This is a genomic window from Mesobacillus sp. MER 48 (assembly GCF_023714225.1).
Taxonomy (GTDB): domain Bacteria; phylum Bacillota; class Bacilli; order Bacillales; family Cytobacillaceae; genus Mesobacillus; species Mesobacillus oceanisediminis_A.
The window spans coordinates 32,552-57,835 of the sequence record NZ_JAMAUR010000013.1 but is presented as its reverse complement, the minus strand read 5'-3'; the positions used below and the strand labels follow the sequence as shown (position 1 = coordinate 57,835).

The following is a 25,284-nucleotide window of genomic DNA, read 5'->3' as shown; positions in this document are numbered from 1 at the left end:
TCAAACTCTCCAAGAAAGAGTTATGAGTTAGCTCATAAGTTAAAACGTTGGCTCATGTCTTCTATTAATAGAAGCATGATAATTTATTGTTTGTTGACGCTTGTTTGTTTAGTTTTCAAAGAACAATATTTGTTTGTTGCTCCGTCAGAAGCAACTCTTATATACTATCAGGTTCAAAACCCGATGTCAATAAGTTTTTTCCATTTTCTTTGTTGCTAACTAAGTAGCTCGCAGCAACAGATATAAATATAGCACCTTTATTCTTCAATAGCAACCTCTTTTTTAGATTTTTATTCACAGAAACAAAAGAAAGATAATTCATATTTCTGTAGGCAAATCTACTGACGAATCCACCTATATACTTCACAAAAATAAAAGGCAAAACGACGATTGCCGTTTTGCCTTCCAATATTATTAACGATGGCGCATCAATGGGAATAACAGTACATCCCTGATGGATGGTGAATTGGTCAGCAGCATAACAAGCCGGTCGATCCCAATTCCCAGTCCGCCTGTTGGCGGCATCCCATATTCCAATGCTTCGATGAAGTCTTCATCCATTTCATGTGCTTCATCATTACCTTGCTCTTTTTCTTTCAGTTGCGCTTCAAAACGTTCCCTTTGATCGATTGGATCATTCAGCTCAGTGAACGCGTTAGCATGTTCCCTGGCAACGATGAACAATTCGAAGCGGTCCGTGAAGCGAGAGTCCTCATCATTCTTTTTCGCCAAAGGAGAAATGTCAACCGGGTGGCCGTAAATGAATGTAGGCTGGATCAGGTGCTCTTCTACTTTTTGCTCAAAGAATTCATTGACGATGTGTCCGAACTGCATATGTTCAGTGATTTCCACTCCATGTTCTTTCGCCAGCGCACGTGCTTCCTCTGTGCTCATTTGCGGCCAGAAGTCCACTCCTGTATGTTCCTTAATCGCATCAACCATATGAACTCTCTTCCACTCCGGCTTCAGGTCGATTTCATATTCGCCATACTGGATCGTCGTTGTTCCGAGAACATCCTCTGCAATGTACGCAACCATGTTCTCTGTAAGGGACATGATGTCTCTCCAATCAGCATATGCCTCATAAAGCTCAAGCATGGTGAATTCCGGATTATGTCTTGTCGATACACCTTCATTACGGAATACACGTCCGATTTCATATACCTTTTCCAGGCCTCCGACAATCAGGCGCTTCAAGTGAAGCTCGATTGCGATCCGCATGTAAAGCTGCATATCGAGAGCGTTATGATGAGTAATGAAAGGACGTGCTGAAGCTCCGCCGGCAATAGAGTGCATTAATGGCGTTTCCACTTCAAGGTATCCTTGTCCATCAAGATAACGGCGCATTGACTGGATGATGCGGCTGCGGTTGATGAATGTCGTCTTGCTTTCGTTGCTCGTAATAAGGTCAAGATAACGCTGGCGATAACGCTGCTCGACATCCTTGAGTCCATGGAACTTTTCAGGAAGCGGGCGCAGTGCTTTTGACAGGAACACAAAGTTTTGAGCTTTTATGGAAAGTTCGCCAACTTTGGTTTTGAAAAGGGTTCCCTCAACACCGACAATATCACCAAGGTCAGCAGAGTCAAAAACTTCGTATTGTTCTTCGCCGACTGCATCCTGGCGGACATAAATCTGGATCTGGCCAGCTAGGTCCTGGATGTGTGCAAAGCCTGCTTTTCCTTTTCCGCGCTTCGTCATGATCCGTCCAGCAATCTTCACCGCGACATTCTTTGTCTCGATTTCTTCTTTTTCCAATTCACCATATTCGCTGATCAGCTCTTCAGTAAGATGGGTGCGCTCGAATCTTTTGCCGAATGGGTCCATGCCCTTTTCACGCAATGCACTCATTTTTTCCCTTCTGACTCTGAGCTGGTCGTTTAATTCTTCATGACTCATGTCGCTTTCACTCCAATATATAATTAAATTTAATATGTAATCCTGATTATGTTTGGTGGATACTTTTATTATTTTACACAAACAAACGTATTCAGACATTAAAAATCTCTTAAATAGAATAAAAACTGCCAGTTTGACCACTGGCAGTTACATTTAAGGATAAAGGTATTATAGGAAATGTGATGGTTAATGTCAATTTTTATCCAACCTGATGTGCATTTTGCTCTTCTGTTTCCACTTCATCAGCGAAGTTTCTTACTAAGCTGGCATATTGGTCTCTCGTTGTGCATTCATTGATTCCATTGCGAATCCTTGCGTTGCCGCGGATGCCTTTCATATACCATGCAGCATGTTTGCGCATTTCGCGGACAGCTATGTGTTCATTTTTCAGTGCGATCAGGCGGTCCAGGTGAAGGATGCTGACATCGATCTTCTCGCGGGCGGTCGGTTCACCCATCAATTCGCCTGTTTCCAGGTATTTAACCGTGCGGTAAATCATCCACGGGTTACCGAGAGCCGCGCGGCCGATCATCACTCCGTCCACTCCTGTTTCATCAAGCATTCTCTTTGCATCCTGAGGCGTCTGGACATCACCATTGCCAATCACAGGAATGGTTACTGCCTGCTTGACATCACGGATGATGTCCCAGTTCGCTTGTCCTTCATACATCTGGACACGTGTACGGCCGTGAAGGGCTATCGCCTTACCCCCAGCTCGTTCTACAGCGCGTGCATTCTCTATGGCGAAAATATGTTCGTCATCCCAGCCCATGCGCATTTTAACCGTTACCGGCTTATCAACGGCATCAACAACAGCAGATACCATTTCATAGATTTTGTTTGGGTCAAGAAGCCATTTCGCACCTGCATCACATTTTGTGATCTTCGGTACAGGGCAGCCCATATTGATATCAATGATATCGGCATTCGTATTTTTGTCGACATATTTGGCCGCCTGGACAAGCGTTTCTTTTTCGCCGCCAAAAATCTGCAGGCTGAGCGGCTTTTCACGTTCATCTATATATAACATATCGAGTGTCCGATCGTTTTGCAGAACAATTCCTTTATCGCTGACCATTTCCGCACATACAAGTCCTGCGCCGAATTCTTTTACCGTCAGACGGAACGCAGAGTTGCAGACGCCAGCCATTGGCGCAAGCACGACCTGGTTCTTCATCTCAATATCGCCAATCTTAAGCATGTCCTTCCTCCTTCTTTTCGTCCTGTTGAGTTCCACACGAAGCGGAAAACCACAATCACGATGGTAAAGGATCACTTAAACCCTACTGCGGGGTTAACTCATCCAATCCGACATCCAGAAACTCTGCGATTCTGGCAATCAATTTTTCATGAGGCATTCTGTTTCCCCGTTCGATTTCTCCGAGGACTGAAACCGAAATGCCAAGCTCTTTTGCGAAGCCTTCCTGTGTGTAACCCTTCAGCTTTCGATAAGCGCGAATACGTCTTCCCCATTTTTCTGCTTCCATATTCGTACTCCTTCTCTATCCGGTATACTTAGTAAATCGTTTGCCAGTGGCTCCCCGGTGGATGGGAGCGTGATATATGGATCCATTTCAAGCAATGGAAGGATTACAAATGCGCGTTCGCTCATCCGAGGGTGCGGAATTGTAAGCTTCTCTGTTTCAATATTTTCGTGATTATACAGCAAGATGTCAAGGTCTAAAGTTCTGGGACCCCACTTTATTTCCCTTTTTCTCCCAAGCTTCAATTCGATCTCCAGGCATGTATCAAGGAGTTCAACAGGAGGGAGACTTGTCTTTACTTCGATTGCCATATTTAAAAATTGATCCTGATCGGTATAGCCAACCGGGTCCGTCTCATAGATGGAAGAAGTATTTACCACTGAAATTTCCTCATGGCCCTCAAGGAGTATGATGGCCTGAGTCAAATACCCGAACCGGTCACCCATATTGGACCCTAGTGCAATATATGCTTTGTTTTCCACTGTCATCTACTCCTTGTGATTTCGACTGCGACGGATTTATAGTGTCCCGGTATTGGCGGGTCTGGCTTGATGACTTTTACATGGCATGCTTCGACAAGCGAAAACTGATCGAGAATGGTGCCGGCAATCTTCTCAGCAATGGCTTCCACCAGCTTGTATGGTTTGCCTTCCACAATATCTTTGCATACTTGATATAAGTCAGCGTAGTTGATGGAATGCTGAAGGTCATCACTTTTTCCAGCTCTCGAAAGGTCCAGCTCCACCGTCAAATCCACCGCAAACCTCTGGCCAAGCCTTGTTTCTTCAGGAAACACACCATGGTAGCCGTAAAACTCCATTTGATTGACATGTATTTTATCCACTGAACTCACCCTTCCCCATCATCGCATCCATCATTTTTGCCATTCGCGACATTTCTTTTACATCATGGATCCTGACGATCTGGCAGCCCTTCTGGATTCCATAGCATACTGTCGCTCCTGTTCCTTCCGTCCGTTCAGAAACAGGAAGGTCGAGCACGCCGCCAATCATCGATTTTTTTGAGGTGCCCAGCAGAACTGGATAACCCAGTGACACAAGAGTATCTAGATGGCGCATCATCTCCAGGTTCTCTGCCAGGTCTTTTGCAAAGCCAATACCCGGATCCAGGATGATTTGTTCATCACTGACGCCAGCTTTCTTGGCAATTGTAATGCTTTCATATAGATCATTCAGTACGTCACGAATGAAATGAGTATAGTTTCGATCATTGCGATTATGCATCAGGATGATTGGCACGCCCGTTTCAGCTGCAACATCGGCAATCTCAGGGTCTTCCTTCGCTCCCCATATATCATTGATGATCACCGCTCCGGCGTCGATCGCGCTTTTGGCAACCTTTGATTTATAGGTATCGATGGAGATCGGTGCCTGCAATTCCTTTGTGATTGCTTCGATTGCAGGCACCACCCTGCTGATTTCCACTTCATCCGAAATCCGTTCATAACCAGGCCTGGTCGATTCACCGCCGATATCTAGGATATGTGCTCCGTCCCCCATCATTTGCTTCGCGCGGACCACGGAAGTTTCAAGGTGGTTGTACTTGCCGCCATCCGAAAACGAATCGGGCGTTACATTCAAGATTCCCATGATCAACGTTTGATTGCTGTAATCCAATGTATATGGACCAGCTTTTATCACAGTTTTCATTTTGCGAGTCCTCCATCCAATTGTATTCTGCTCCATAGCGTTTCCCGCAGTACTTCATATCGCCCAAATAGACTTCTGACAATCTCGCCAGATTTCCCAGGAAAACTTTTACCTGAAAAAGAAGTGACCGGGACGATTTCCTGGATCGAGTTCGTCAGGAAGATTTCGCCGGCTGCTTCCGCTTCCTCTTTTTTGTAAAAGCCTTCACGTACCTCAATGCCTGCTGTACGGGCCAACTCGATGACGAACCTGCGGGTTACTCCATCCAAAATACCGGTATCGACGGCCGGAGTGAACAAGATCCCATCCCTGTACCAAAATAGATTTGAGACAATCCCTTCCGCCAGGAAACCTTCATCATTCAAAAAAACACCCTCTGTATCCATTGCAGGGCCCGCCTCACGCTTGGCCAATACGTTATTGAGATAATGATGCGATTTCAACCTGGCACTTCCTTCTGGAGTGTTGCGCCTTAACTCAAGCAGCACGGCCTGTTTCTCATTCATCTCGCCTGCCGGTGGCATAGGTTTTGCAAAAACAATCACATTTGGCTCATTATAGCTTTCCGTCTGCAAGCCGATTTCTCCATTCCCTGCGGAGATATTAAACCGGATATACGCATCCATGAGAGAGTTTTCAGCTAAAAGGGCATCCAGAATCTTGACCGTTTCATCCCTGGTGAATTCAGCTACGATGTCCAGAATCCGCAGACTGGCATTCAGCCGCTCCAGATGGTCATCCAGCAAAAACGGGTGGCCATTGTAGATTCTGAAGGTTTCGAAGACACCCAAACCATATAAAAAACCATGGTCAAAAGGAGAAATCGCTGCCTCATTCTTATCCATGAACCGGCCATTTATATAGAGTTTCATTAAAAGCTTACTTCCTTCGTTAAATTGTAATGTGCAATGAAGTTCCTCAGCAGCTGCTTTCCCGGAGTTGTCAAAATCGATTCGGGATGGAATTGGACACCTTCCACAGGCAGGTTTTTATGGCGGATGGCCATGATTTCCCCTTCTTCCGTCCAGGCTGAGATCTCAAGGCAGTCTGGAAGGGTTTCCTTTTTGACAATGAGAGAATGATAGCGTGCCGCAGGGAATGGGTTTTCCACACCTCCAAAAATAGTCTTTCCGTCGTGGTAGACCATCGATATTTTTCCGTGCATGAGCCGCTCCGCCCGGATAACGTCACCGCCAAATACCTGGGCAATGGACTGATGGCCGAGGCAGACACCAAAGATCGGCGTCTTGCCAGCAAAATTTTTGATGGCTTCCAAACTGATGCCTGCTTCATTCGGACTGCACGGCCCCGGGGAGATCATCAAAAACTTTGGATCCAGCTCTGCGATTCCCTGGATGGATGTCTGGTCATTGCGGATAACCTTCAGTTCCTCACCCATTTCACCGAGATATTGAACCAGGTTATATGTGAATGAATCATAATTATCGATCATCAAAATCATGCGTTTCCCTCCGCAAGCTCTTTTGCCTTCCAAAGCGCGATGGCTTTCTTCAAGGATTCCTTGTATTCATTTTCGGGGATCGAGTCGATGACGACACCTGCCCCCGCCTGGACATGTGCCATCCCATCCTTGACAAGCATCGTGCGGATGATGATGTTCAATTCCATATTGCCATTAAACCCAATCCAGCCTAGCGAACCGGTATAAGGTCCCCTTCTTACCGGCTCAAGCTCTTCTATGATTTCCATCGTCCTGACCTTCGGAGCGCCTGTAATCGTTCCGCCCGGGAAGGTCGCATTCACGACATCGAACCAGGTTTCACCTTCTGCAAGCTCGCCCCTGACATTCGAAACGATATGCATCACATGAGAGTATTTTTCGATGACCATGAATTCATTGACCTCGACTGTTCCGTATTTGCACACTCTTCCAAGGTCATTCCGTTCAAGATCGACAAGCATGACATGTTCAGCCCGTTCTTTTTCGTTATTGATCAACTCGCTGGCAAGCTGCAGATCTTCCTGATCTGTCCTGCCCCGCGAACGAGTTCCGGCAATGGGCCTGGTGCTGACTTCCGAACCATTTACTTTTGCCAAAAGTTCGGGTGAGCCGCTGACGAGCTGGAAATCCGGCGTATGCAAATAGCCCATATACGGAGACGGATTCAGCTTGCGCAGCTGGCGGTACACTTCGATCGCTTCTGTTTGAATTGGCTTTGATTGCCTGACCGACAAATTGACCTGGAATACATCGCCCTGCGAAATGTATTGCTGGACACGCCCTACTGCGTCGATGAAGGCATCTTCATCCATCGAGACATGCAGCTCCTCTGAGCCAGGCTTGTCCGCCTTTTCAGCATGCATCCCAGGTACCTCAGACTCCCAGCGTTTTTGCCAATCAGTCAGCTTTTCTTTTGACTGCTCATCCTGGCCTGGTTCGCTCATGACCATGATCCATAAGGTTTCGGTATGATGATCAAACACGAACCACTCCAGGAACACCTGGAAATACACCTCTGGTATGCCGGAATCATCCTTTGCCATTTGCGGAAGCTTTTCGATATAGCGGGCATAATCATAGCTGATATAGCCAATCGCCCCACCCTGGAAATCTGGGAGACCTTCCACTTCCGGGACCCGGAAGTCTTCCATTTCCCGCTTCATTAAGTCAAGAGGATTCCCTTCAAGCGTGGTTTTCATTCCATTTTTATGAATCATCAATTTATGGTCTTTTCCTGAAAAAGTGATTTCCGGACGAAAAGCAGCCATGCTGTAACGCCCGCCCCGTCCACTTTCGAGGATGACATGCTCTTTATATTGTTGGGCAATATGGTCGTATTGATGAAAAAAACGTGAAGCCGTATAAGATATACTTTGAGTATGAATGCTGTAGTGCGGCAAGCTCGTCACCCCTATTTTTTTCTCTTTATCCATCATACATTATGAAACGCGCGCTTTCATTTTTAAATTCATGGATTTTGCAGAAAAAGGAGCAGTTTTTTAAGTGGATTCTTGGACACAGCAAAAAGAGGCAAGCTTTGCCGGCCTGCCTCCCGTTAAATATTAGTTGTCGAATTGATAAAGTGGTGTGCTCAGATAGCGTTCCCCGTTGCTTGGGATGATCGCAAGGACTTTCTTGCCTTTGCCCAGTTTTTTCGCAATTTCAAGCGCTGCATAGATCGCCGCACCAGAAGAGATTCCTCCGAGGATGCCTTCTTCTTTTGCCGCACGGCGGGCATAGTCGAATGCCTGTTCATTTTCCACCTTGATGATTTCATCGTATACATCGGTGTCAAGGACGCCAGGCACGAAACCTGCGCCAATCCCCTGGATTTTGTGGGGTCCTGGCTTTCCTCCTGATAAAACGGGAGAGTCTGTCGGTTCGACAGCAACAATTTTGATGTCCTTATACTTCTGGCGAAGAACCTTTCCTGCACCGGTGATGGTTCCCCCTGTCCCGATGCCCGCAATGAACGCATCAAGCTGGTCACCCATCTGCTCGACGATTTCCGGACCGGTCGTTCTTTCGTGGATGGTAGGATTGGCTTCATTCTCGAACTGCTGAGGCATGAAATAGCCATTTTCCTTAGCCAGCTCCTCTGCCTTGCGGATCGCTCCGCCCATCCCTTCAGGACCAGGAGTCAGCACGAGGTCTGCCCCATATGCCCGCAGCAGGTTACGGCGCTCCATGCTCATCGTTTCCGGCATGACGAGAATGGCTTTATATCCCTTAGCAGCTGCCACCATTGCAAGACCGATCCCGGTATTACCGCTTGTAGGTTCAATGATTGTATCTCCCTGTTTAAGGACACCCTTTCCTTCAGCATCCTCAATCATCGCAAGTGCGATCCGATCCTTGACACTGCTTCCCGGGTTCATGTATTCAAGCTTCAGATACACATCGGCACTTTGGTCATCAACCAGCCTGTTCAGTTTCACAATCGGTGTTTGGCCAATCAGCTCATTAATCGAGTTCGCAATACGTACCATATTATCCACCTCTTAATCCGAGTATTTTAATTGGTTTTATTAAAATTTACCAGTACTTTTAGTCTATGTCAATCAGTATGCTTCGACAAAAACAGATATCAGGCTTCTGCCCATCCTTTTTAAACTATCCTATTTTTACTCCCACTAAACAAGAAAAACGCATCGCAGAGCGAATGATAGAAAGAAAGCACCGGTCGCTAAAACCGGTGCTTCCATGATTATTTTTTGCTGGTCTCGCCATAGAACCAGCTGACTTCGGCATCATTCCAAAATGCACGGGCAGACACAGGGATATCCATCTGTTCCAGGGCTATCTGTCTGCGGATCTGGTTCTTGACCTCGCTGAAGCTATATTTCTTGCCTTCCAGCTTTTCGTGCAGGTAAACAATCGCATAGCCATTTTCCACTTTTACAGGTCCTGTCCATTCCTCAGGTTTCAGGGTTTTGGCCGCTGAAATCACTTCCGGGGAAATGAGTTCATCTTCTTCGGTTACAAAGCCTATGTCGCCGCCCTCATTAGCAGAAAACTCATCGATCGAACGCTCCATCGCCAGTGCTGCAAAGCTAGAGCCATCCTTTAGCTCCTTCACTGCAGATTCTGCATCTTGTTTCGTTTCGACAATGATTTGAGATAGATGATACGAGGCAGGGATATCAAAGAGACTCTTGTTTTGATCATAGAAGGTTTTCATATCCTCATTTGATACTTGGACATCCTTTGTCAGCAGTTCTTCAAGCAGCAAACTGTATTTGATCTGCTGCTTCCATTTTTCTTCGCTCTTAGGTTCATTCCCTGGCGACGAATACATCGCCTTATAAATGGTCAGTTCCCGTTCGACTGCTTTGTCGGATAATTCAATTCCATATTCGTCAGCCATCTGCCTGACCACTTCCTGATCGATCAGGTCCCTGAGCGTCTCTTGTCCATACCGTTCTTCCAGCTCGGTGAGCCATTGCTGGCGGGTGATCGACTCCTTGCCAACCTCCGCTACTGTCTCCTTCTTCCCTTCAAGGATTGCAGGCTTGGCCAGAAGCATGACAAGAGTGATTGCATTCAATATGGCTAACCCGGCAATAATGTACCAAAGCTGCTTTTTTTCCACTTCTCTTCCCCCAGCACTTGCTTATTTTGCTTCTTTTTCTATCTCTTCCAGTTCTTCTTTTGTGAACATATATTTTTCGTTGCAGAAATGGCAATGCGTTTCAGCCTGTCCTTCTGTATCGATCATATCACGGATTTCTTCTGCTCCGAGACTGACCAGTGCATTGCTGAAGCGGTCTTTTGAACAGTTGCACACGAATGAAACCGGCATCGTCTCAAGGAACTTGACATTGTCTTTGCCAAGCAGTTCTTCTAAAAGTTCCTCAGGAGACAGGCCTTTTTCAATTAGTTTCGAGACCGGCGGAATGGATTCTAATCTCTTTTCGATTGCTGAAATCGTTTCTTCTGTCGTTCCAGGCATCAATTGGAGGATGAAGCCGCCTGCCGCTTTGATTGAGTTGTCAGGATTGACGAGCACTCCGACACCAACTGAAGAATTGACCTGCTCAGATGTCGCAAAGTAATAAGTGAAATCTTCACCTAGTTCTCCTGAAACAATAGGAACTTGTCCCGTAAAATAGTCACGCAAGCCAAGATCTTTTACAACCGTAAGCGTTCCGTCTGTACCGACACCCTGTCTTACATCCAGCTTGCCATGCTCATTCAGGTCGAAGTGGACATGAGGATTCGAAACATAGCCTCTGACTTCCCCTTTGGCATTGCTGTCAACGAGGATCAGTCCAAGCGGACCGCCGCCTTCGATTTTAACCGTTAATTTATCTTCGCCTTTCATCATCGCACCCATCATCACACCAGCAGTCATCGTGCGGCCAAGTGCGGCTGATGCAACAGGCCATGTATAATGGCGGCGCTGTGCCTCTCCAACAGTTTCAGTCGTTTTTGCTGCATACGCCCTGACCTGTCCATCAAAAGCAAGTGCCTTTACTAAATAATCACTCATTGTTCTACTCCCTTCATGCTGTAAAGTTTAATGCGTCCTCCCATCCAGGAAGCTTAGCTGTTTTTATCCATGTTGCGCTTATAGATAAGCTGCAGTCCTTTTAAAGTCAAAAACGGATCGACAACGTCAATGACAGTTGATTCCTGGGCGATTAAATTCGCCAGTCCGCCAGTGGCAATCACTTTAGTCGTGACCGCACTCTTATCTTTCATCCGTTTAACTATTCCCTCTACTTGCCCAACATATCCATACAGGATACCCGCTTGCATCGCTGACACCGTGTTTTTGCCAATCACGTCATCCGGACGGCTGATTTCAATCCTCGGAAGCTTGGCAGCACGCGAATAAAGGGCTTCGGTAGAGATGCCGATCCCCGGGGCAATCGCTCCGCCCATATACTGATTATGGTCATTGATATAACAATAGGTTGTCGCTGTTCCGAAATCGACGATAATCAACGGGCTGCCATATTCATGGATTGCCGCAACTGCATTGACGATTCGGTCTGCACCGACTTCCCTCGGATTTTCGTATTTGATGTCAAGACCTGTCTTGATGCCAGGCCCGACGACTAATGGTTTCAGGTGGAAATACTTCTGGCACATTCTTTCAAGCGAGAACATGATTGGCGGTACAACGGACGATATGATGATTCCATCTATATCAGAAAAAGAGAGATTGACATGGTCAAAAAGATTTTTGATGATCATCCCAAACTCATCTTCTGTTCTATGGCGGTTTGTTTCGATTCTCCAGTGGTGTTTCAACTCTTCCTGCTCATAAACACCCAACACGATATTTGTATTCCCGACGTCAAAAACAAAAATCAAGCTATTCACCAACTTATCAGTAGTTTTCTGAATCAATTCTGCAAATATCATACCATAATCGCCGGGAATTCACTAAATAAAGTCAACCGATTCTGATTGTCCCTGCCAACTGAAAAGCGTCCAGAAAAATAAGCAGGTGTCCCGTAACAGGACACCTGCTTCATGAATTTATTCTTTTGGATTCTCGTCGATTGCCTTTGGATCCTCAATGACTGAGTCAACTGTCCTGTCAGTCTCTTCGATTGCAGGCAGCTCATCCTTTTTCGTGTTGATGTTCACTTTCATGTCGTCATTATCCAGGCTCACACTGCGCTCAGGAAGACGTCCATGATCGATCAGATGCTTGATCTGTTCTGCATCGAGCGTTTCGACTTCAAGAAGCGTATTCGCGATAATATCAAGCTTATCACGATGCTTTGTAAGAAGGTCCTTCGCCCTTGCATAACAATCCTTGATGATGGTTTGGATCTCCACATCAATTTCATAAGCAATCTTATCTGAATAGTTCTGCTCATTATTCAGGTCACGTCCAAGGAATACCTGGCCCTGCGCCTGGCCGAACTGCAATGGTCCGAGTTTATCACTCATCCCGAATTCAGTAACCATTCTTCTCGCAATGCCTGTCGCGCGCTGGAAGTCATTGTGGGCACCAGTGCTCACTTCGCCAAAGACGATTTCTTCCGCTACACGGCCGCCAAGAAGGCCGGTGATTTTATCAAGAAGTTCAGGCTTTGTCATAAAGTAACGGTCTTCCTTAGGAAGCATGACCGCGTAGCCGCCTGCCTGTCCGCGAGGGACAATCGTTACCTTGTGGACCATTTCAGCTTCATCAAGAACGACCCCGATGACGGTATGGCCGGCTTCATGGAAGGCAACAATATTTCTTTCCTTTTTGGAGATGACACGTGTCTTTTTGGCAGGACCGGCAATGACGCGGTCTGTTGCTTCATCCAAATCCAACATGTCGATCTTCTTCTTATTCCTTCTGGCAGCAACAAGCGCTGCTTCATTTAGCAAGTTTTCAAGGTCCGCTCCAGAGAAACCTGGAGTACGAGCCGCAATACTCTTTAAGTTAACAGACTCATCAAGTGGTTTATTTCTCGCATGCACCTTCAATACAGCTTCACGGCCAGTTACATCCGGGCGGTCAACTGTAATCTGGCGGTCGAAACGTCCTGGACGCAGCAATGCAGGGTCAAGGATATCAGGGCGGTTTGTAGCCGCTACGATGATGATTCCCTCGTTGGCACCAAATCCATCCATTTCAACAAGCAACTGGTTGAGCGTCTGTTCACGCTCATCGTGCCCACCGCCCAGACCAGCACCACGCTGGCGGCCGACAGCATCGATTTCATCGATGAAGATAATACATGGAGCATTCTTTTTAGCTGTTTCAAATAAATCACGCACACGTGACGCACCGACACCGACAAACATTTCTACGAAGTCGGAACCGCTGATTGAGAAGAACGGTACTCCCGCTTCCCCGGCAACAGCACGTGCAAGCAATGTTTTACCGGTTCCTGGAGGTCCTACCAACAGGATTCCCTTTGGTATACGAGCTCCAAGCTCGGCGAACTTACGAGGGTCCTTAAGGAACTCAACAACCTCGACAAGCTCTTGCTTTTCTTCATCTGCACCCGCAACATCCTTGAAGCGGACTTTCTTCTTTTCTTCGTTATACAGCTTCGCTTTGCTTTTGCCGAAGTTCATGACACGGCTGCCGCCGCCCTGAGCCTGGTTAAGCAAGAAGAAGAACAGAATGAAAATAATGATGAACGGAATGATGGATGTAAAGAACGTTACCCATCCGCTTGTTTCTTTTGCAGGTTTAATATCGACATCTGCATCAGCAGCCGTCTGTTCAATGCGGTTTAATGTATCCGGGTTGCTCCATACATAAGTAATGAAGCCTTTGCCCTCTTCCTGGCCCTTCATCTGGCCCCTTACTTCATACACACCTCGTTCAGGCTGCAGCGTCAGAGTTCCTGCCACATTGCCTGCCTCAAGTTCTTGCATGAATTTATCGTAAGAGATTTGTTCAGTTGGCTGGTTATTTCCATTAAAGAAGCTCACTACTCCGATAATGACTAAAAATATCAATAAATAAAAGATGGTATTACGGAAGATCCGATTCATCCCTTACCTCCTCCCACGGTAGACAAACTATACTAAATAGTATCATAGCAAATTATGCTAATACAAGAAATTAACATTCAGAATATTTAGTTGTTATGCGGAATGTTAATTTTCATTCACTAAATCGTAACCGTTTTTTATTTTGTATATACTTCCGGCTTTAGAATACCAATATACGGAAGGTTACGGTATTTTTCCGCGTAATCAAGACCATATCCAACAACAAACTCATCAGGAACGATAAACCCAACATAATCTGCTGCGATGTCAGCCTTTCTTCCTGTTGGTTTATCAAGCAGAGTGACAATTTTGATGGACTTTGCCTTGCGGTATCTGAACAACTCCACCAAATAGCTGAGAGTCAATCCGCTGTCGATGATGTCCTCGATGATTAAAATGTCCCTTCCTTCAACGGAAGTATCAAGATCCTTAAGGATTTTGACCTCACCGGATGATACCATAGCATTTCCATAACTTGAAACATCCATGAAATCCATTTCAAGGTAAGCATCCACGCGCTTAAGCAGGTCACCCATGAAAGGCATTGCACCCTTCAGGACTCCGATTGCCAGCGGGAAACGGTCCTGGTATTCTTCAGTTAATTGAGCCGCCAGCTGCTTTGTTTTTTCCTGAATGTCTTCTTCTGTAAACAATACTTTTTCAATATCATTTTTCATCATGATCATTGTGCCCCCTGGAAGATATCAATGCTTTATATAAGTTAATAGTAATAACCTGTTTCCTTGTTCATTTGCCTCATTATTCGACTTTTTCAGGCCTGGAAGCCAAAGGATCCTGTCTTCCCGGTCTGTGACGACCGGCCATTCATCCCTTTGTCCTAATGGGATTTTCATATCGATGAAAATATCTTTCAGCTTCTTTGACCCCTTCATCCCCTTCAAAGACATCCTGTCACCATCCTTTCTTGTGCGGATGTACAAGGGAATGCCTGTTTCCTCCAGGTCGACGATGAAACGATAATTGGAAATATCCCTGACATGAGCATCATTGAGCAATTGGGCATCAATGAGGTCACCATTCGGCAAGATCAGCTGTTTTGGTCCTGAAATTTCAAAACAATAGCTTTGCCTTTCTGGCGGGTTCAATGTGAATTGGCAATTTCCATACGATCGTATGATTCTTAAACCGCTGGGGAAATCAAGTGTTCCTGACGGATGGGGGTTGCGAATTATTGAAAAAATCTTTTCAATATGTATGGCGGAAAGAGAAGCAGGTCGATCATTGTAAAGATAATTTAATATTAGTTTAATCGCTCTTCTTTGTAAAGGCATTGGCATTTCCCGAAAAGAACTAATATGGATCGTGACCCCTCGGTCCTCTTTCTTCATTACTTTATTCAATTCTTTCCTTGTTAATTCAAGAAGATACTTTTCATCCATCTGCAATTCTTCGCTGAAGCGCTGGAAATGTTCATGGACTCCCGGATTCTCTTCTTTTAAAAAGGGCAGGACGGTTTTCCTGAATCGGTTCCTGCTATAGTATGCCTTCTGATTGCTGGGGTCGATTCTGGGTTCCAGGGAATTCTCGGAGCAATACTCTTCCAGTTCCCTTTTTGTCAGGCATAAAAATGGCCTGAAAACCGTGAACGGACCCATTTTGCGGGAAAAAGGAATACCTGCCCTAGCTGCTCCTGAACTGCCCCTGGTAAGCCTCATCAAAACCGTTTCGACCTGGTCGTCCCCATGATGCCCCAATGCAAGGTATTCAAGTTGATGTTTATCCATCACTTCCTCGAAAAAGGCATATCGGCATTCGCGGGCGGCTTGTTGGGAGCTTAAACCTGTCTCTTCCATATAAGCTGGCACATTGACCCTTTTCATCTCAAAGGGAAGACCCCGTTTTCCGCAAAAATCTTTTACAAACAAAGCATCCTGATAAGATTCATCACCACGGAACATATGGTCAACGTGGACAGCAATAATCCTCAATGATTTCCGTTCCCGCTGCTCAGATAAGTAGTGAAGCAGAGCAAGCGAATCCGGTCCTCCGGAAACACCAACCGCGATTGACTTGTTATTCAGCTGAAAACCATGCCTTTCAAGAAAGGCATTCACCTTCATATCAATCATCATGCTCTTCCTTACCGAATTGCCGGTTTAACTCTATACCCAAGCCGGCAATTCATTAATCTTCTAAATAGGTTTATTATTTTTTCAGCTTAACACTTTCCATAGTACTTATCAAAAATGAGGACTCTAATCCATTATCTACGGATGAGCCCGTAAAAGGTTTCAAAAATATCAGGTAATCTGGCTATAAATATAGAAAAAATATAACAATGAGATAATCAGGATGATGGTGGCGGTTTCGAGAGTGGAGGACTTCTTCCTTCTCTTGTTATAGCCCTTTCGCGTCTGTCCGGATGCTGTTGATGATGACCTCCTCACAGTGCTTCGTGCCGGACTCGGCTGTGTCTGCTTCTGTGGGGCAGGCTTTTGCTGGCGAGTGTTTCTCGATGGTGCATCCGGCTGATGTACCCGGAGTAAATCATTCCTCATTTCTTTTGCAGACCGGTATTTCCCAGACAGTGCATTGTAAATGACCTTTTCGTATCTCCTCAACTCCGGGCTTTGCTTCACCTTTTCCATGATTTCATTGATTCCGCCTGAGTTCTTCGTAAACCTTTTCGGATAGACAGTGTTGACCATGATCATGCCGACGGCAAACAAATCGTACCCGGGCTCTGCCTTTCTGCTTCCAAGTCCCCAGTAACCCCGGTCGAAGAATTCCGTGAACTCTTTGATTGATCGGCCCTGCATCGTCGTTCCGCCGACATCGATACAGCGAATCCTCGCCGGTGGTCCTGTCACAATCAAATTTTCCGGTTTTAAATCGCCGAATACCCAGCCATTATCATGAAGCAGCTGCAAATCAGCCAGCAGCTGGAGGATCATCACTCCAGTCCAGTCTGGTCCCTTTTGCTCAAGAAAAGCGAGAAAATCCGGTCCTTTTATGAATTCCATGACATAGAAGCTGACTTTCTTTCCAGGGCGTTCCCAATCATCCACATCCAGCAAAGAAGGCCCGAGGGCAGATCCCTGGACCTTGGCAAAAGCTTTCAATACATTGACCTCAGAAGTGACCGACATTCCATTATCGCTCATTTTCAATGCAACTTGTTTATTGTCATGCCTTGCTAAATAAACAATCCCATTGGCTCCAAAACCAAGCTCTTTAATGATGGTATAGCGATTGTGATGCCATTTCCCTTCAATGATGGTTCCGGGAATGACCTTACACAGATTCTTCAAAGAAGGATTCATCATCACGGGACAGAAGGCTCCTTAAAGATCGTTTTTTATTGAAATAGGAAAGGGCTTCACGAATCGCCGGTCCTGTCGGTGTAATTCCGCCAGTCGTCAGCTTGGCAAAAATGCTGGTAAGCGATTCAAGCTTAGGTGTCCAATCCAGCAATTTTTCGACATCGTTTCGTTTCCCGGGAAATACAAACACCGAAAAGTGATTATCGCCTGAACGCGCATTCAAACTCAAACTCAAGTCCAGCAAGGCTTCTTTTACAGTCGGCAGCTTATGCTTCATGCTCGCGCTCGTATCGACAAGAATCAACACATCGAGCTCGACCGTCTCCCCAAGCTCGTCCACAACTTCCATGACTTCCCCGCGCTGCTCCGGAGGAAGGTCTTCTACTGTCCTGCCCCCTCCAAGGATTTGCTGAAGCTCCTTATTGACCACTCCCTGAAGAGTCTGGGTCATCGCTTTCCTCGTTACCATCTGCACTGTCTGCGAAAGCTGCTGAGCATACACAATCTGGCTGACACCTCCGCCGGACATCGCAATTCCCTCAATTTCTTTCATGCCCTGTTCATCTATCACGTCCTGTTCCATCACACCAATGACATTAACCGTAATCCCCTGCTCCTTGGCCAGCGCAGCCATCGCGATCGGATCTTCACCTTGATTTGAGCATCCATCTGTAATGAGCAATATTTGCCTGATCGTACCTGTTTTCATGCAATCCCCTCACTTCCAGGCCCTACTTTTACAATCTAGTAAAAGGAAGAAGCCTATAATAAATTTGTTACCATTTTCGACGAAGTAGAGGGGAAATATACATACGAAAAGCGAAAGCGCCTTGGTCAGCCCCGACAAGCGCTGGAGGGCCTGACAGTGAAGTCGTTCTTTGACTTCATTGGCAGGACCGAAACCGAAAAGTATAGCCGACTGTCCAGAAACGCAGAAACTGGAGACTCCGACAAAGAAGCGCTTTTTGCTTCTGCCGGCGGAGTTGAAGTTTCGGAGTTTCTAGGAGGCGACACTAGACAAGCGACTCGAGGGGCTAGGCGCTGGAGCTAGACATTTCTCCCAGTGGGAACCGCATATTGCCTTATTAAAGCGGTTAGGCTCTTTTTTGATAATTAGCCATCGGAATCGATGCCCATTTCGGGATATTGTGATCGATTTTCGCGACAACGACGGTCATGTCATCCTCTATGGACCCTCCGCGGGAACGGATGACTTCCTCCATGATCAAATCGGCGATGGCCTGCGGATCTTCGGTCTGGAGCTCATTGATTTTCCGCTTCATCCATAGATCGTAATTCTCGACATGCTTCGGCCCTTCGAAAACACCATCGCTCATCATGATCAACAGATCTCCAGCCTTCAGCTGCTCGCCAACGACATCCACATCGAATTCCTGCAAAATGCCCATCGGCAGGTTGCTTGCCTGTACCTTCATTACCTTGGAGCCGCGCTTGATGAAACTCGGGGTCGAACCGATTTTCAGGAATCTTGTCGATGCATTTTGCAGGTCAATCATAGCGAGGTCCAGGGTCGAGAATATTTCATCTGTTGTTCTTAACGATAAAATGGAGTTCACTGACTTGATTGCCACTTTTTCTTCAATTCCAGATTGCAGGATTTGCTGCAGCAATAACAGTGTGTCCCTGCTCTCTGAATGTGCTCTTTCTCCATTGCCCATTCCGTCACTGATGGCAATCGCAAACTTCCCGCCGCTCAGTTCAATGGTCGAATAGCTGTCACCGGAAACAAGGTCTCCATCTTTGGCGGCATGCGCTACTCCAGTCGATACGACAAAAGCTTTGGCAGAACGGAATGTCACATGACAAAAACCGTTCGGGAATGTCGAACATTCTTCCGAATTGACGACGATGTTTTCCTTGAGGATATCTGACAGCATAGGCGCGATCAGCTTTTCGCATTCCCCATGTCCCTGGCAATATGGAATGGTCATATCGATATCCACATTGCCCTGTTCAAGGCTATAGATTTCCACGTGCTCGATATGAATGCCAAAATCCTGCAGAGACTCCAGAATCAACTCTTCCTGCTTGGAGTGGTTCTCGCGCTCACGCTGGATTTCCTTGGCGAAATCGCCCATGACTTCTGATACACCCAGCAATTGATCGGCAACAAGCCGCCTGCTTTCCTGAACCTGCTTTTTCAGCTTACGGTTGGCCTGGTAATAGGTCAGCTGCTGCTGCATGATTTCAAGAACTTTCTTCGATCTCGTGCAATGCTTGTCCCAATCCCGGGATAGTTTCTGGGGCACTGCACCGGAATTTTGATCCATCTCCTGCATAATTTCGCTCATATAATCATAGGTTGTATTAAAGTTCCTTGTCCAGCAATGGTCTTTCTTAAAACAAGTCTGGCATGTCTTTTCGGTGACATTGCTCAAGAAATAATCCATATCGCGATCTGTTTCAATCGTTTCATCCTGGACCTGCAAAGTCGAAAAGCTTTTCGACAATGCTTCAAATACATTCGAGAACTGGACGACACGCTGTGCTGTCACATCTCTCATTTTTCTCATATATTGCTGCTGCTCTGCTGAGTACTCCGCTGTTCCCGGAATATGTTTGGCGATACGTGACATAAGTGATTGAGGAGTCAGGAAAAAGAGCAGGACAGCCGCAGCCGACTCGGTCAATGTCTGGCTAAGGGCACCCCCGCCCTCGCCATACATGCCAATTAAAAGTGTGGAGATGAACAGTCCGAGTGCTACCCCCGGCTTTTTTCCTTCTTTCAGCAAGCCGCCGAGCAGACCTGAAAATGCCAGCAGGCTCATATGGTAAAAACTAGACACATTCGCAAGACTGAAAATCAGGCCTGTTACAACACCGACTGTAGAACCCACCGTGGCTCCGGCGACAAATGAAAAAATGAGGATTAAGTAACGGGACATGACGTGTTCGACCGATAAGTCATAAATGGTCCAGCCAATTGTTCCTGTCATCACAGAGGCAAGCATGATGATCAAACAGACAATTTCCTCTGTTTTCAAAGATTGCTTGCGCAGACTTGAGGTCATCAACGGAATGCTTTGCAGGAAAATGAATGTCAACACCAAACCCAGCCCTGCTTCGACTCCTGTCATCATCCCTTCATACATTGTAATATTTCCAGACAAAATGAGAGCTTTCAACATTTTGGCTATTAATATAGTGAAAAATATATAGAAGGGAAGCACTTTCAGATTGTTCTTGATCCACTTTTTTGTCAGTTTGTAGAGAAGCAAGAACAGGAATACCGAGCCGAAGGTGAAAACCGCGTCTGTAAAAGATAGGGTCGCGGCTCCAGCAACCAGTCCAAACAGTGCAATTGGGGCTCGGTCTTTACGGATGAGGTAAACGGCCGCAAAAAATGGAAGGCTAAAAGGGGTTAATTGTGCCAGTATCAAGGCACGGCCAAGCAAGAATCCAATGAACAAGAATATATAGCCTTTTTTCAGGAAAAGGGTTTCGATCTTGGATTGCAGCTTCGACATGCCTTTTGCCAATCTGAATCGCGATTCCTCGAGATGAACTTCACCGATCGGTTCCATCATGTTCCTTTCTACCTTTTGCATTAAATACACTCCCCACTTTTTTATCGTTGCTGATTATTATAAAAGGGAGCAATCCAGAAGTTTGTCAAAAACAAGGACAAGCTACCAATTTTCGTTCGACTCATTTCCCCGTAAACAAAGCAATTCCTCGAAAAACCACGGATTATTTTTCGCCGCATGTTGAAATTTTGCAGAGACCTCTAAAAATTACCTCTTACTTTTTTATCTTTCTTTTAAAAAATCCATTGACACTATTTTAATATCTATGTATTATATTTCTTGTGCCTCAAAACAATACCAATATGGCGGTGTAGCTCAGCTGGCTAGAGCGTACGGTTCATACCCGTAAGGTCGGGGGTTCGATCCCCTCCGCCGCTACTTAGAAAAGCGCAGGCGACTGCTTAGCTCCAATCGAAGAGACTCGAGGAGCTAGGAGCCGCAGCTGGACACATAAAATCTTTATACGGCCCCTTGGTCAAGCGGTTAAGACACCGCCCTTTCACGGCGGTAACACGGGTTCGAATCCCGTAGGGGTCATACAACACACTGCAAAAACCTCGTTCCTTTTAAAGGAGCGAGGTTTTTTATTTTAAGATGAGCACTTTTTTAAGAAAAAAACAAAAAGACAAGCCAGCGATCGACTTGTCTTGGTATAGCATAATACCTGCTATTATTTATATTCACTTAGCAGCAAGTTACCCTCTTCTGGCTCCTCTTCCACCGCGCTTGGATTCGGTAGCGCGTTTCAGAGATGACAAACGGTCTTCACTGTCCTTCAGGAATTTCGCCATTTTTGACTCGAAATTTTCAGGACGGGCATTTCGGTTGTCATTTCCTCTTCCGCCGCCACGTGGACGCTGGGAGTATGGTCGATCAGTTCTTTCTGGTCTTGCAGGTCGCTCTGGTCGTTCTGGTCGGTCAACAGCTTTTTTGATAGATAAACCAATTTTACCGTCTTTTTCAACATTGATTACCTTCACTTCAACCTGGTCGCCTACTTTGAGGTGGTCATTGATATCCTTGACATAATTGTCAGCAACCTCACTGATATGAACGAGTCCGGTTGAACCGCCCGGCAGTTCCACGAACGCCCCAAAATTTGTAATACCTGTTACCTTTCCCTGTAGCTTGCTGCCTACTTCGATTGACATAAAAAAGTTTTGCCTCCTTAAAGATATAAAAAATCAAACTTACCTTATATTATACAGAATATAAAAAAAGAGTGTCAATAAGGCGAATCTTGGGAGTCCTTTTTCTCTTTAGGAAGGTTGAAGATGATTTCATTCTTTTCGGATAGGAAGTATTCCTTACGGGCAAGCTTCGCTATGTATTCGTCATCGTTCAATTTGACAATTTCCTCATCCAGAATTTCCTGCCTTTTCTGGAGGTTTGCTAACTTTTGCTCAAGCTGAGCTTTGTCCTCCTGCTTCTTTTCCAGCGCTGCCGTCTGGGAAATGAAGGTAGAGATCATCAAATAGGAGATGATTGATGCGAATAAAGCAAAGACTGCGAGGCGCCTGAATAGCAGTTTCCGCTTCCTGGTTTCAGCTATACCTGCTTTTTCACGCTGCTGTACATATTGATTTTCAATCCTGGCTATGTTCTTTTTCCTGATGACACTCATTCCCCGCAGTCCTCCTTACATTTATTTTAGGGCATATTTTTAAACTGCCTATTTTTTTAAGTTCTTTATCCATTTTATCGGCTTAGTAGAATAATTCTTTACTATAATTAGAAATCCTGCCAATTTATTATATAACTTCTCGACGCTTTTTTTAACTGTTTTCGGCAAAAGTTTCCAAAAAAGTAGGAAAATCATCTTAACTGGCTTCCAAATGATGTTTTTCAGCAGCCACAATAAAACGGAAAGAAGCCATTTTAACAGAACATAAAGGCCTCTCCCCGTAATGAGCACGAGTGATAGAGCAGTGGCGGCCAGCATTTGCAGCGGCCTGACTATGAGCAGCCTGACAGCCTTTACAAAGAACAAATAGATATTGATGGTGATAGAAATCGCGCGCTCGAGCACCTTTAGGTACGTTTTCTTGAATAGGCTTTGATAGGCAGCAAAGCCGCATAATAATGCCAGGAAAATATAAAAACGCAATTCTCCCATATTTACTGAAAATAACACATAAAAAATCGACAAACCCTGGAATACCCAGAACAGGATGTCATTGATGAAGACAATCCAGGATTTCCGCTTCGACCTTTTCAGGAACCTGTTATGCGTATCAAGTGAAGCTCCGAATAGGCTGCCCATCCCAATCATGGCGAGCATCGTCAAAAATTGGGTCGACAGTGTCATCGGAATAACTTGCTAAAGAACCCTTTAGCTTTCTCCCCATGCTGGTCATCGAGATAGACCAGATCGAAGATTTTCCCCTTGATCGAGACGACACCCTTGTCGACATCCAGATTCTTCATTTGCAGATTCTGGCCTTTGATCGCCAGGAACCCCATGACCGTTTCCAGCAGGAACTCTTCGTTATCAAAACTTTCAACCTGCTTTACCCCTGTGATTTCCAATGTCCGTCTGCCTCTCATCACTAAATCGTGATCCGGCAAGTTGCTCTTTGTCTGATTCGTTTCATAATATTGGCTCATCTTAACCCCTCACAATCATAATGCACTTTTGTACATGTTTATGATTGGATAAGGCAGAATAGAACAAGCCTTCCGACGAAGCCAGGTTTACTCTTCGTCGTCCCCCGGGATTCGCTCTTCCCCAAGGATTGTATACATTTCAGCCGCGTCTTCCTTACGGGTATTCTCCTGGATCCGCTCAATTTTGACGGAAACCACTTTCTGTCCAAAACGGATCGCCAGTTCATCGCCCGCTTTGACATTGGTGCTCGCTTTTGCCGGAACACCGTTGATGGAAATCCTTCCCTGGTCCGATACTTCCTTTGCCAATGTTCTTCTTTTGATCAATCTTGACACCTTTAAAAATTTATCCAGCCTCATCGCAGTTAAACCCCTTTTTTAAAATTGGTTTGATTTACCTTACAATCCTTTTTTCTTAGCTTCGTCCCAATAAGCGTCCAGCTCATCCAGGGAATGTTCCTCGAGCTTCCGGCCATTTTCAGCTGCCTTCTCTTCGATGAAAGCAAAACGCCGTATGAATTTCTGGTTTGTTTTGTATAACGCTTCTTCCGGATTAATATCGTAATGCCTTGCAAAGTTCACGAGTGCAAACAGCATGTCTCCGTATTCAAGCTGAATGTCATCAAACCGGCCGTTCCCGCTTATTTCAGCTGACAGCTCCTCAATTTCTTCCTTAACTTTATCCAGGATAGGGGCAACTGTCTTCCAGTCAAAGCCGACTTTTGCTGCTTCTTTTTGCAGTTCATAAGCCTTCAGCAGGTTTGGCAGCCCTTTGCCGGCTCCCTCGAGCAATGATTTTACGGCGCCGCCTTTTTCCTGCTCCTTGATTTCCTGCCAGTTGCGCATGACGTCCTCTTCATTTTCTGCTGTCTTGTTGCCAAAAACATGAGGGTGTCTGCGAACCATCTTTGATGATAATCCTTCAATGACATCGTCAATGGAGAAATATCCTTCATCCTCGCCAATCTGGGCATGAAGCATGACCTGCAGGAGCACATCTCCCAATTCCTCTATCATATGGTCAATATCGTCATTGTCGATGGCTTCGAGCAGCTCGTATGATTCTTCAATTAAGTATTTCTTCAAGGACTGATGGGTTTGTTTTTTATCCCAAGGGCAGCCGTTTGGACCCCTCAGTTCTGATATAATTCCACGCAGCTTCCGGAAATCCTTGTATAAAATCTGTTCCTCTTCAACCGGAGGAACATATACCGATGTCAGATTGCTCAATTCCATCTCCCGGTCAAGTTCATATAATGGAACCTTTTTAATTACTTCCCCACTGCTTCCTGCTGCCGTGACGATGTATACCTCGTAGTCATCCGGCAATTTTTCCATCAACGTCAGCTTCACTTCAGAGGCTACAAACGCATCATACACCTGGCCGATGATTGTATGGCTTTTCAGCAAGAGGTCTTCTTTTAACAGAGCAGTGCCGTCAAGCAGCTGGAATCCATCGATTGGATCAATCGCCAGCGACTGGAACATCGCATCAAGGAAGCTTTGGCCGCCTCCGATCTCAATTTCCGTTTCACGTTCTGGACCTCGTTCAAGCAATAGCTGCACGGTCCGCTCCGCAATCAAAGGATGTCCGGGAACAGCATAAGTTACAGGTTCCTTGTCTGCTTCTGCCAGCAAAAACTCAGTGATTTCCTCATATACATCCGCAAACTGGTCATGCTTCTCATAGACTGCGTCGAACGATTGAAACTGCATGCCCTCCTTCTCGAGCTCAGCAACCACCGGATGCTCCTTTGTCCGTAAAAACAGGTTCTTCTCTTGCTGCAATTTTCTATATACACCAAGCGGCAGCTGGTCGAGGTCGCCAGCGCCCAGCCCGATGATGACAATCTTTTTCGTCATTTCCTG

Annotated in this window: 26 protein-coding genes and 2 tRNA genes; 3 read left to right on the top strand and 25 right to left on the bottom strand. The window is 45.8% G+C overall.

All coding sequences use genetic code 11. The features are described 5' to 3' along the window. Nucleotides 1–414: 414 nt before the first annotated feature. From lysS to M3593_RS22665, 18 genes are all read right to left on the bottom strand, one after another. Nucleotides 415–1,899 carry a lysine--tRNA ligase gene (lysS, locus tag M3593_RS22750; RefSeq protein WP_144481398.1) on the bottom strand — a complete coding sequence of 495 codons (1,485 nt, stop codon included), beginning with the start codon at nt 1,897–1,899 and terminating at the stop codon, nt 415–417. Nucleotides 1,900–2,098: 199 nt separating this feature from the next. Further along, on the bottom strand, nt 2,099–3,100 hold the full coding sequence (dusB, locus tag M3593_RS22745) for a tRNA dihydrouridine synthase DusB (RefSeq protein ID WP_144481399.1): 1,002 nt from the start codon (nt 3,098–3,100) through the stop codon (nt 2,099–2,101). Nucleotides 3,101–3,182: 82 nt separating this feature from the next. Then, nucleotides 3,183–3,386, bottom strand: a complete 204-nt coding sequence (locus M3593_RS22740; RefSeq protein WP_144481400.1) for a helix-turn-helix domain-containing protein — start codon at nt 3,384–3,386, stop codon at nt 3,183–3,185. After that, complete coding sequence (folK, locus tag M3593_RS22735) at nt 3,338–3,865, bottom strand: 2-amino-4-hydroxy-6-hydroxymethyldihydropteridine diphosphokinase (protein ID WP_251544889.1); 528 nt, start codon at nt 3,863–3,865, stop codon at nt 3,338–3,340. Before folK ends, M3593_RS22740 begins: the two co-directional genes overlap by 49 nt. Nucleotides 3,866–3,867: 2 nt before the next feature. Further along, a complete protein-coding gene (gene folB, locus M3593_RS22730; RefSeq protein ID WP_251544890.1) occupies nt 3,868–4,227 on the bottom strand; it encodes a dihydroneopterin aldolase in 360 nt (119 codons plus the stop codon). Next, nucleotides 4,220–5,053 carry a dihydropteroate synthase gene (gene folP, locus M3593_RS22725; RefSeq protein WP_251544891.1) on the bottom strand — a complete coding sequence of 278 codons (834 nt, stop codon included), beginning with the start codon at nt 5,051–5,053 and terminating at the stop codon, nt 4,220–4,222. Before folP ends, folB begins: the two co-directional genes overlap by 8 nt. After that, the gene (gene pabC, locus M3593_RS22720) at nt 5,050–5,925 is read right to left on the bottom strand and encodes an aminodeoxychorismate lyase (protein WP_251544892.1); all 876 of its coding nucleotides are present in this window, start codon (nt 5,923–5,925) and stop codon (nt 5,050–5,052) included. Before pabC ends, folP begins: the two co-directional genes overlap by 4 nt. Then, nucleotides 5,925–6,515, bottom strand: coding sequence for an aminodeoxychorismate/anthranilate synthase component II (gene pabA / locus M3593_RS22715; protein ID WP_251544893.1), 591 nt, complete (start codon nt 6,513–6,515; stop codon nt 5,925–5,927). The genes pabC and pabA overlap by 1 nt, the downstream gene beginning before the upstream one ends. Next, nucleotides 6,512–7,915 (bottom strand): anthranilate synthase component I family protein, encoded by a 1,404-nt coding sequence (locus M3593_RS22710; protein ID WP_483308941.1) that lies wholly within the window; start codon nt 7,913–7,915, stop codon nt 6,512–6,514. Before M3593_RS22710 ends, pabA begins: the two co-directional genes overlap by 4 nt. A gap of 162 nt (nt 7,916–8,077) precedes the next feature. Beyond that, nucleotides 8,078–9,004, bottom strand: a complete 927-nt coding sequence (gene cysK / locus M3593_RS22705; RefSeq protein WP_144481406.1) for a cysteine synthase A — start codon at nt 9,002–9,004, stop codon at nt 8,078–8,080. A 218-nt stretch (nt 9,005–9,222) separates the two neighbouring features. Next, nucleotides 9,223–10,107 carry a peptidyl-prolyl cis-trans isomerase gene (locus M3593_RS22700; RefSeq protein WP_251544894.1) on the bottom strand — a complete coding sequence of 295 codons (885 nt, stop codon included), beginning with the start codon at nt 10,105–10,107 and terminating at the stop codon, nt 9,223–9,225. A 21-nt stretch (nt 10,108–10,128) separates the two neighbouring features. Then, nucleotides 10,129–11,007: an Hsp33 family molecular chaperone HslO gene (hslO, locus tag M3593_RS22695; RefSeq protein WP_144481408.1), complete on the bottom strand. Its 879-nt coding sequence runs from the start codon at nt 11,005–11,007 to the stop codon at nt 10,129–10,131. A 53-nt stretch (nt 11,008–11,060) separates the two neighbouring features. Further along, the gene (locus M3593_RS22690; RefSeq protein WP_186326893.1) at nt 11,061–11,837 is read right to left on the bottom strand and encodes a type III pantothenate kinase; all 777 of its coding nucleotides are present in this window, start codon (nt 11,835–11,837) and stop codon (nt 11,061–11,063) included. A 168-nt stretch (nt 11,838–12,005) separates the two neighbouring features. Beyond that, complete coding sequence (gene ftsH / locus M3593_RS22685) at nt 12,006–13,976, bottom strand: ATP-dependent zinc metalloprotease FtsH (RefSeq protein ID WP_144481410.1); 1,971 nt, start codon at nt 13,974–13,976, stop codon at nt 12,006–12,008. Between the two features lie 137 nt (nt 13,977–14,113). After that, on the bottom strand, nt 14,114–14,653 hold the full coding sequence (hpt, locus tag M3593_RS22680; protein ID WP_251544916.1) for a hypoxanthine phosphoribosyltransferase: 540 nt from the start codon (nt 14,651–14,653) through the stop codon (nt 14,114–14,116). Between the two features lie 27 nt (nt 14,654–14,680). Then, nucleotides 14,681–16,069, bottom strand: coding sequence for a tRNA lysidine(34) synthetase TilS (gene tilS / locus M3593_RS22675; protein WP_353056116.1), 1,389 nt, complete (start codon nt 16,067–16,069; stop codon nt 14,681–14,683). A 168-nt stretch (nt 16,070–16,237) separates the two neighbouring features. Then, nucleotides 16,238–17,263: a protein kinase domain-containing protein gene (locus M3593_RS22670; protein WP_144481412.1), complete on the bottom strand. Its 1,026-nt coding sequence runs from the start codon at nt 17,261–17,263 to the stop codon at nt 16,238–16,240. After that, the gene (locus M3593_RS22665) at nt 17,232–17,969 is read right to left on the bottom strand and encodes a vWA domain-containing protein (RefSeq protein ID WP_251544895.1); all 738 of its coding nucleotides are present in this window, start codon (nt 17,967–17,969) and stop codon (nt 17,232–17,234) included. The genes M3593_RS22670 and M3593_RS22665 overlap by 32 nt, the downstream gene beginning before the upstream one ends. Nucleotides 17,970–18,125: 156 nt before the next feature. Between M3593_RS22665 and M3593_RS22660 the strand changes: the two genes are divergently transcribed. After that, complete coding sequence (locus M3593_RS22660) at nt 18,126–18,311, top strand: hypothetical protein (RefSeq protein ID WP_251544896.1); 186 nt, start codon at nt 18,126–18,128, stop codon at nt 18,309–18,311. Between the two features lie 43 nt (nt 18,312–18,354). On the opposite strand, the gene spoIIE is transcribed toward M3593_RS22660, so the two are convergent. Next, nucleotides 18,355–20,829 (bottom strand): stage II sporulation protein E, encoded by a 2,475-nt coding sequence (gene spoIIE, locus M3593_RS22655; protein ID WP_251544897.1) that lies wholly within the window; start codon nt 20,827–20,829, stop codon nt 18,355–18,357. A gap of 283 nt (nt 20,830–21,112) precedes the next feature. Between spoIIE and M3593_RS22650 the strand changes: the two genes are divergently transcribed. Together M3593_RS22650 and M3593_RS22645 are read left to right on the top strand one after the other, a co-directional pair. Next, nucleotides 21,113–21,186: transfer RNA gene (locus M3593_RS22650), tRNA-Met, on the top strand. Between the two features lie 87 nt (nt 21,187–21,273). Further along, nucleotides 21,274–21,345 (top strand) — tRNA-Glu (locus tag M3593_RS22645). A 158-nt stretch (nt 21,346–21,503) separates the two neighbouring features. Here the strand turns inward: M3593_RS22645 and M3593_RS22640 are convergent. The 6 genes from M3593_RS22640 to yabN all read right to left on the bottom strand — a co-directional run bounded on the left by M3593_RS22640 (nt 21,504) and on the right by yabN (nt 25,278). Continuing rightward, nucleotides 21,504–21,959, bottom strand: a complete 456-nt coding sequence (locus M3593_RS22640) for a S1 domain-containing RNA-binding protein (RefSeq protein ID WP_144481415.1) — start codon at nt 21,957–21,959, stop codon at nt 21,504–21,506. A 74-nt stretch (nt 21,960–22,033) separates the two neighbouring features. Next, nucleotides 22,034–22,432, bottom strand: coding sequence for an FtsB family cell division protein (locus tag M3593_RS22635; RefSeq protein ID WP_251544898.1), 399 nt, complete (start codon nt 22,430–22,432; stop codon nt 22,034–22,036). A gap of 48 nt (nt 22,433–22,480) precedes the next feature. After that, nucleotides 22,481–23,116, bottom strand: a complete 636-nt coding sequence (gene yabQ, locus M3593_RS22630; RefSeq protein ID WP_144481417.1) for a spore cortex biosynthesis protein YabQ — start codon at nt 23,114–23,116, stop codon at nt 22,481–22,483. Next, nucleotides 23,113–23,415, bottom strand: coding sequence for a sporulation protein YabP (yabP, locus tag M3593_RS22625; RefSeq protein WP_079504197.1), 303 nt, complete (start codon nt 23,413–23,415; stop codon nt 23,113–23,115). The genes yabQ and yabP overlap by 4 nt, the downstream gene beginning before the upstream one ends. Before the next feature lie 87 nt (nt 23,416–23,502). Then, a complete protein-coding gene (locus M3593_RS22620; RefSeq protein ID WP_251544899.1) occupies nt 23,503–23,775 on the bottom strand; it encodes an RNA-binding S4 domain-containing protein in 273 nt (90 codons plus the stop codon). A 39-nt stretch (nt 23,776–23,814) separates the two neighbouring features. After that, nucleotides 23,815–25,278 carry a bifunctional methyltransferase/pyrophosphohydrolase YabN gene (gene yabN / locus M3593_RS22615; RefSeq protein ID WP_251544900.1) on the bottom strand — a complete coding sequence of 488 codons (1,464 nt, stop codon included), beginning with the start codon at nt 25,276–25,278 and terminating at the stop codon, nt 23,815–23,817. Between the last annotated feature and the right edge of the window lie 6 nt (nt 25,279–25,284).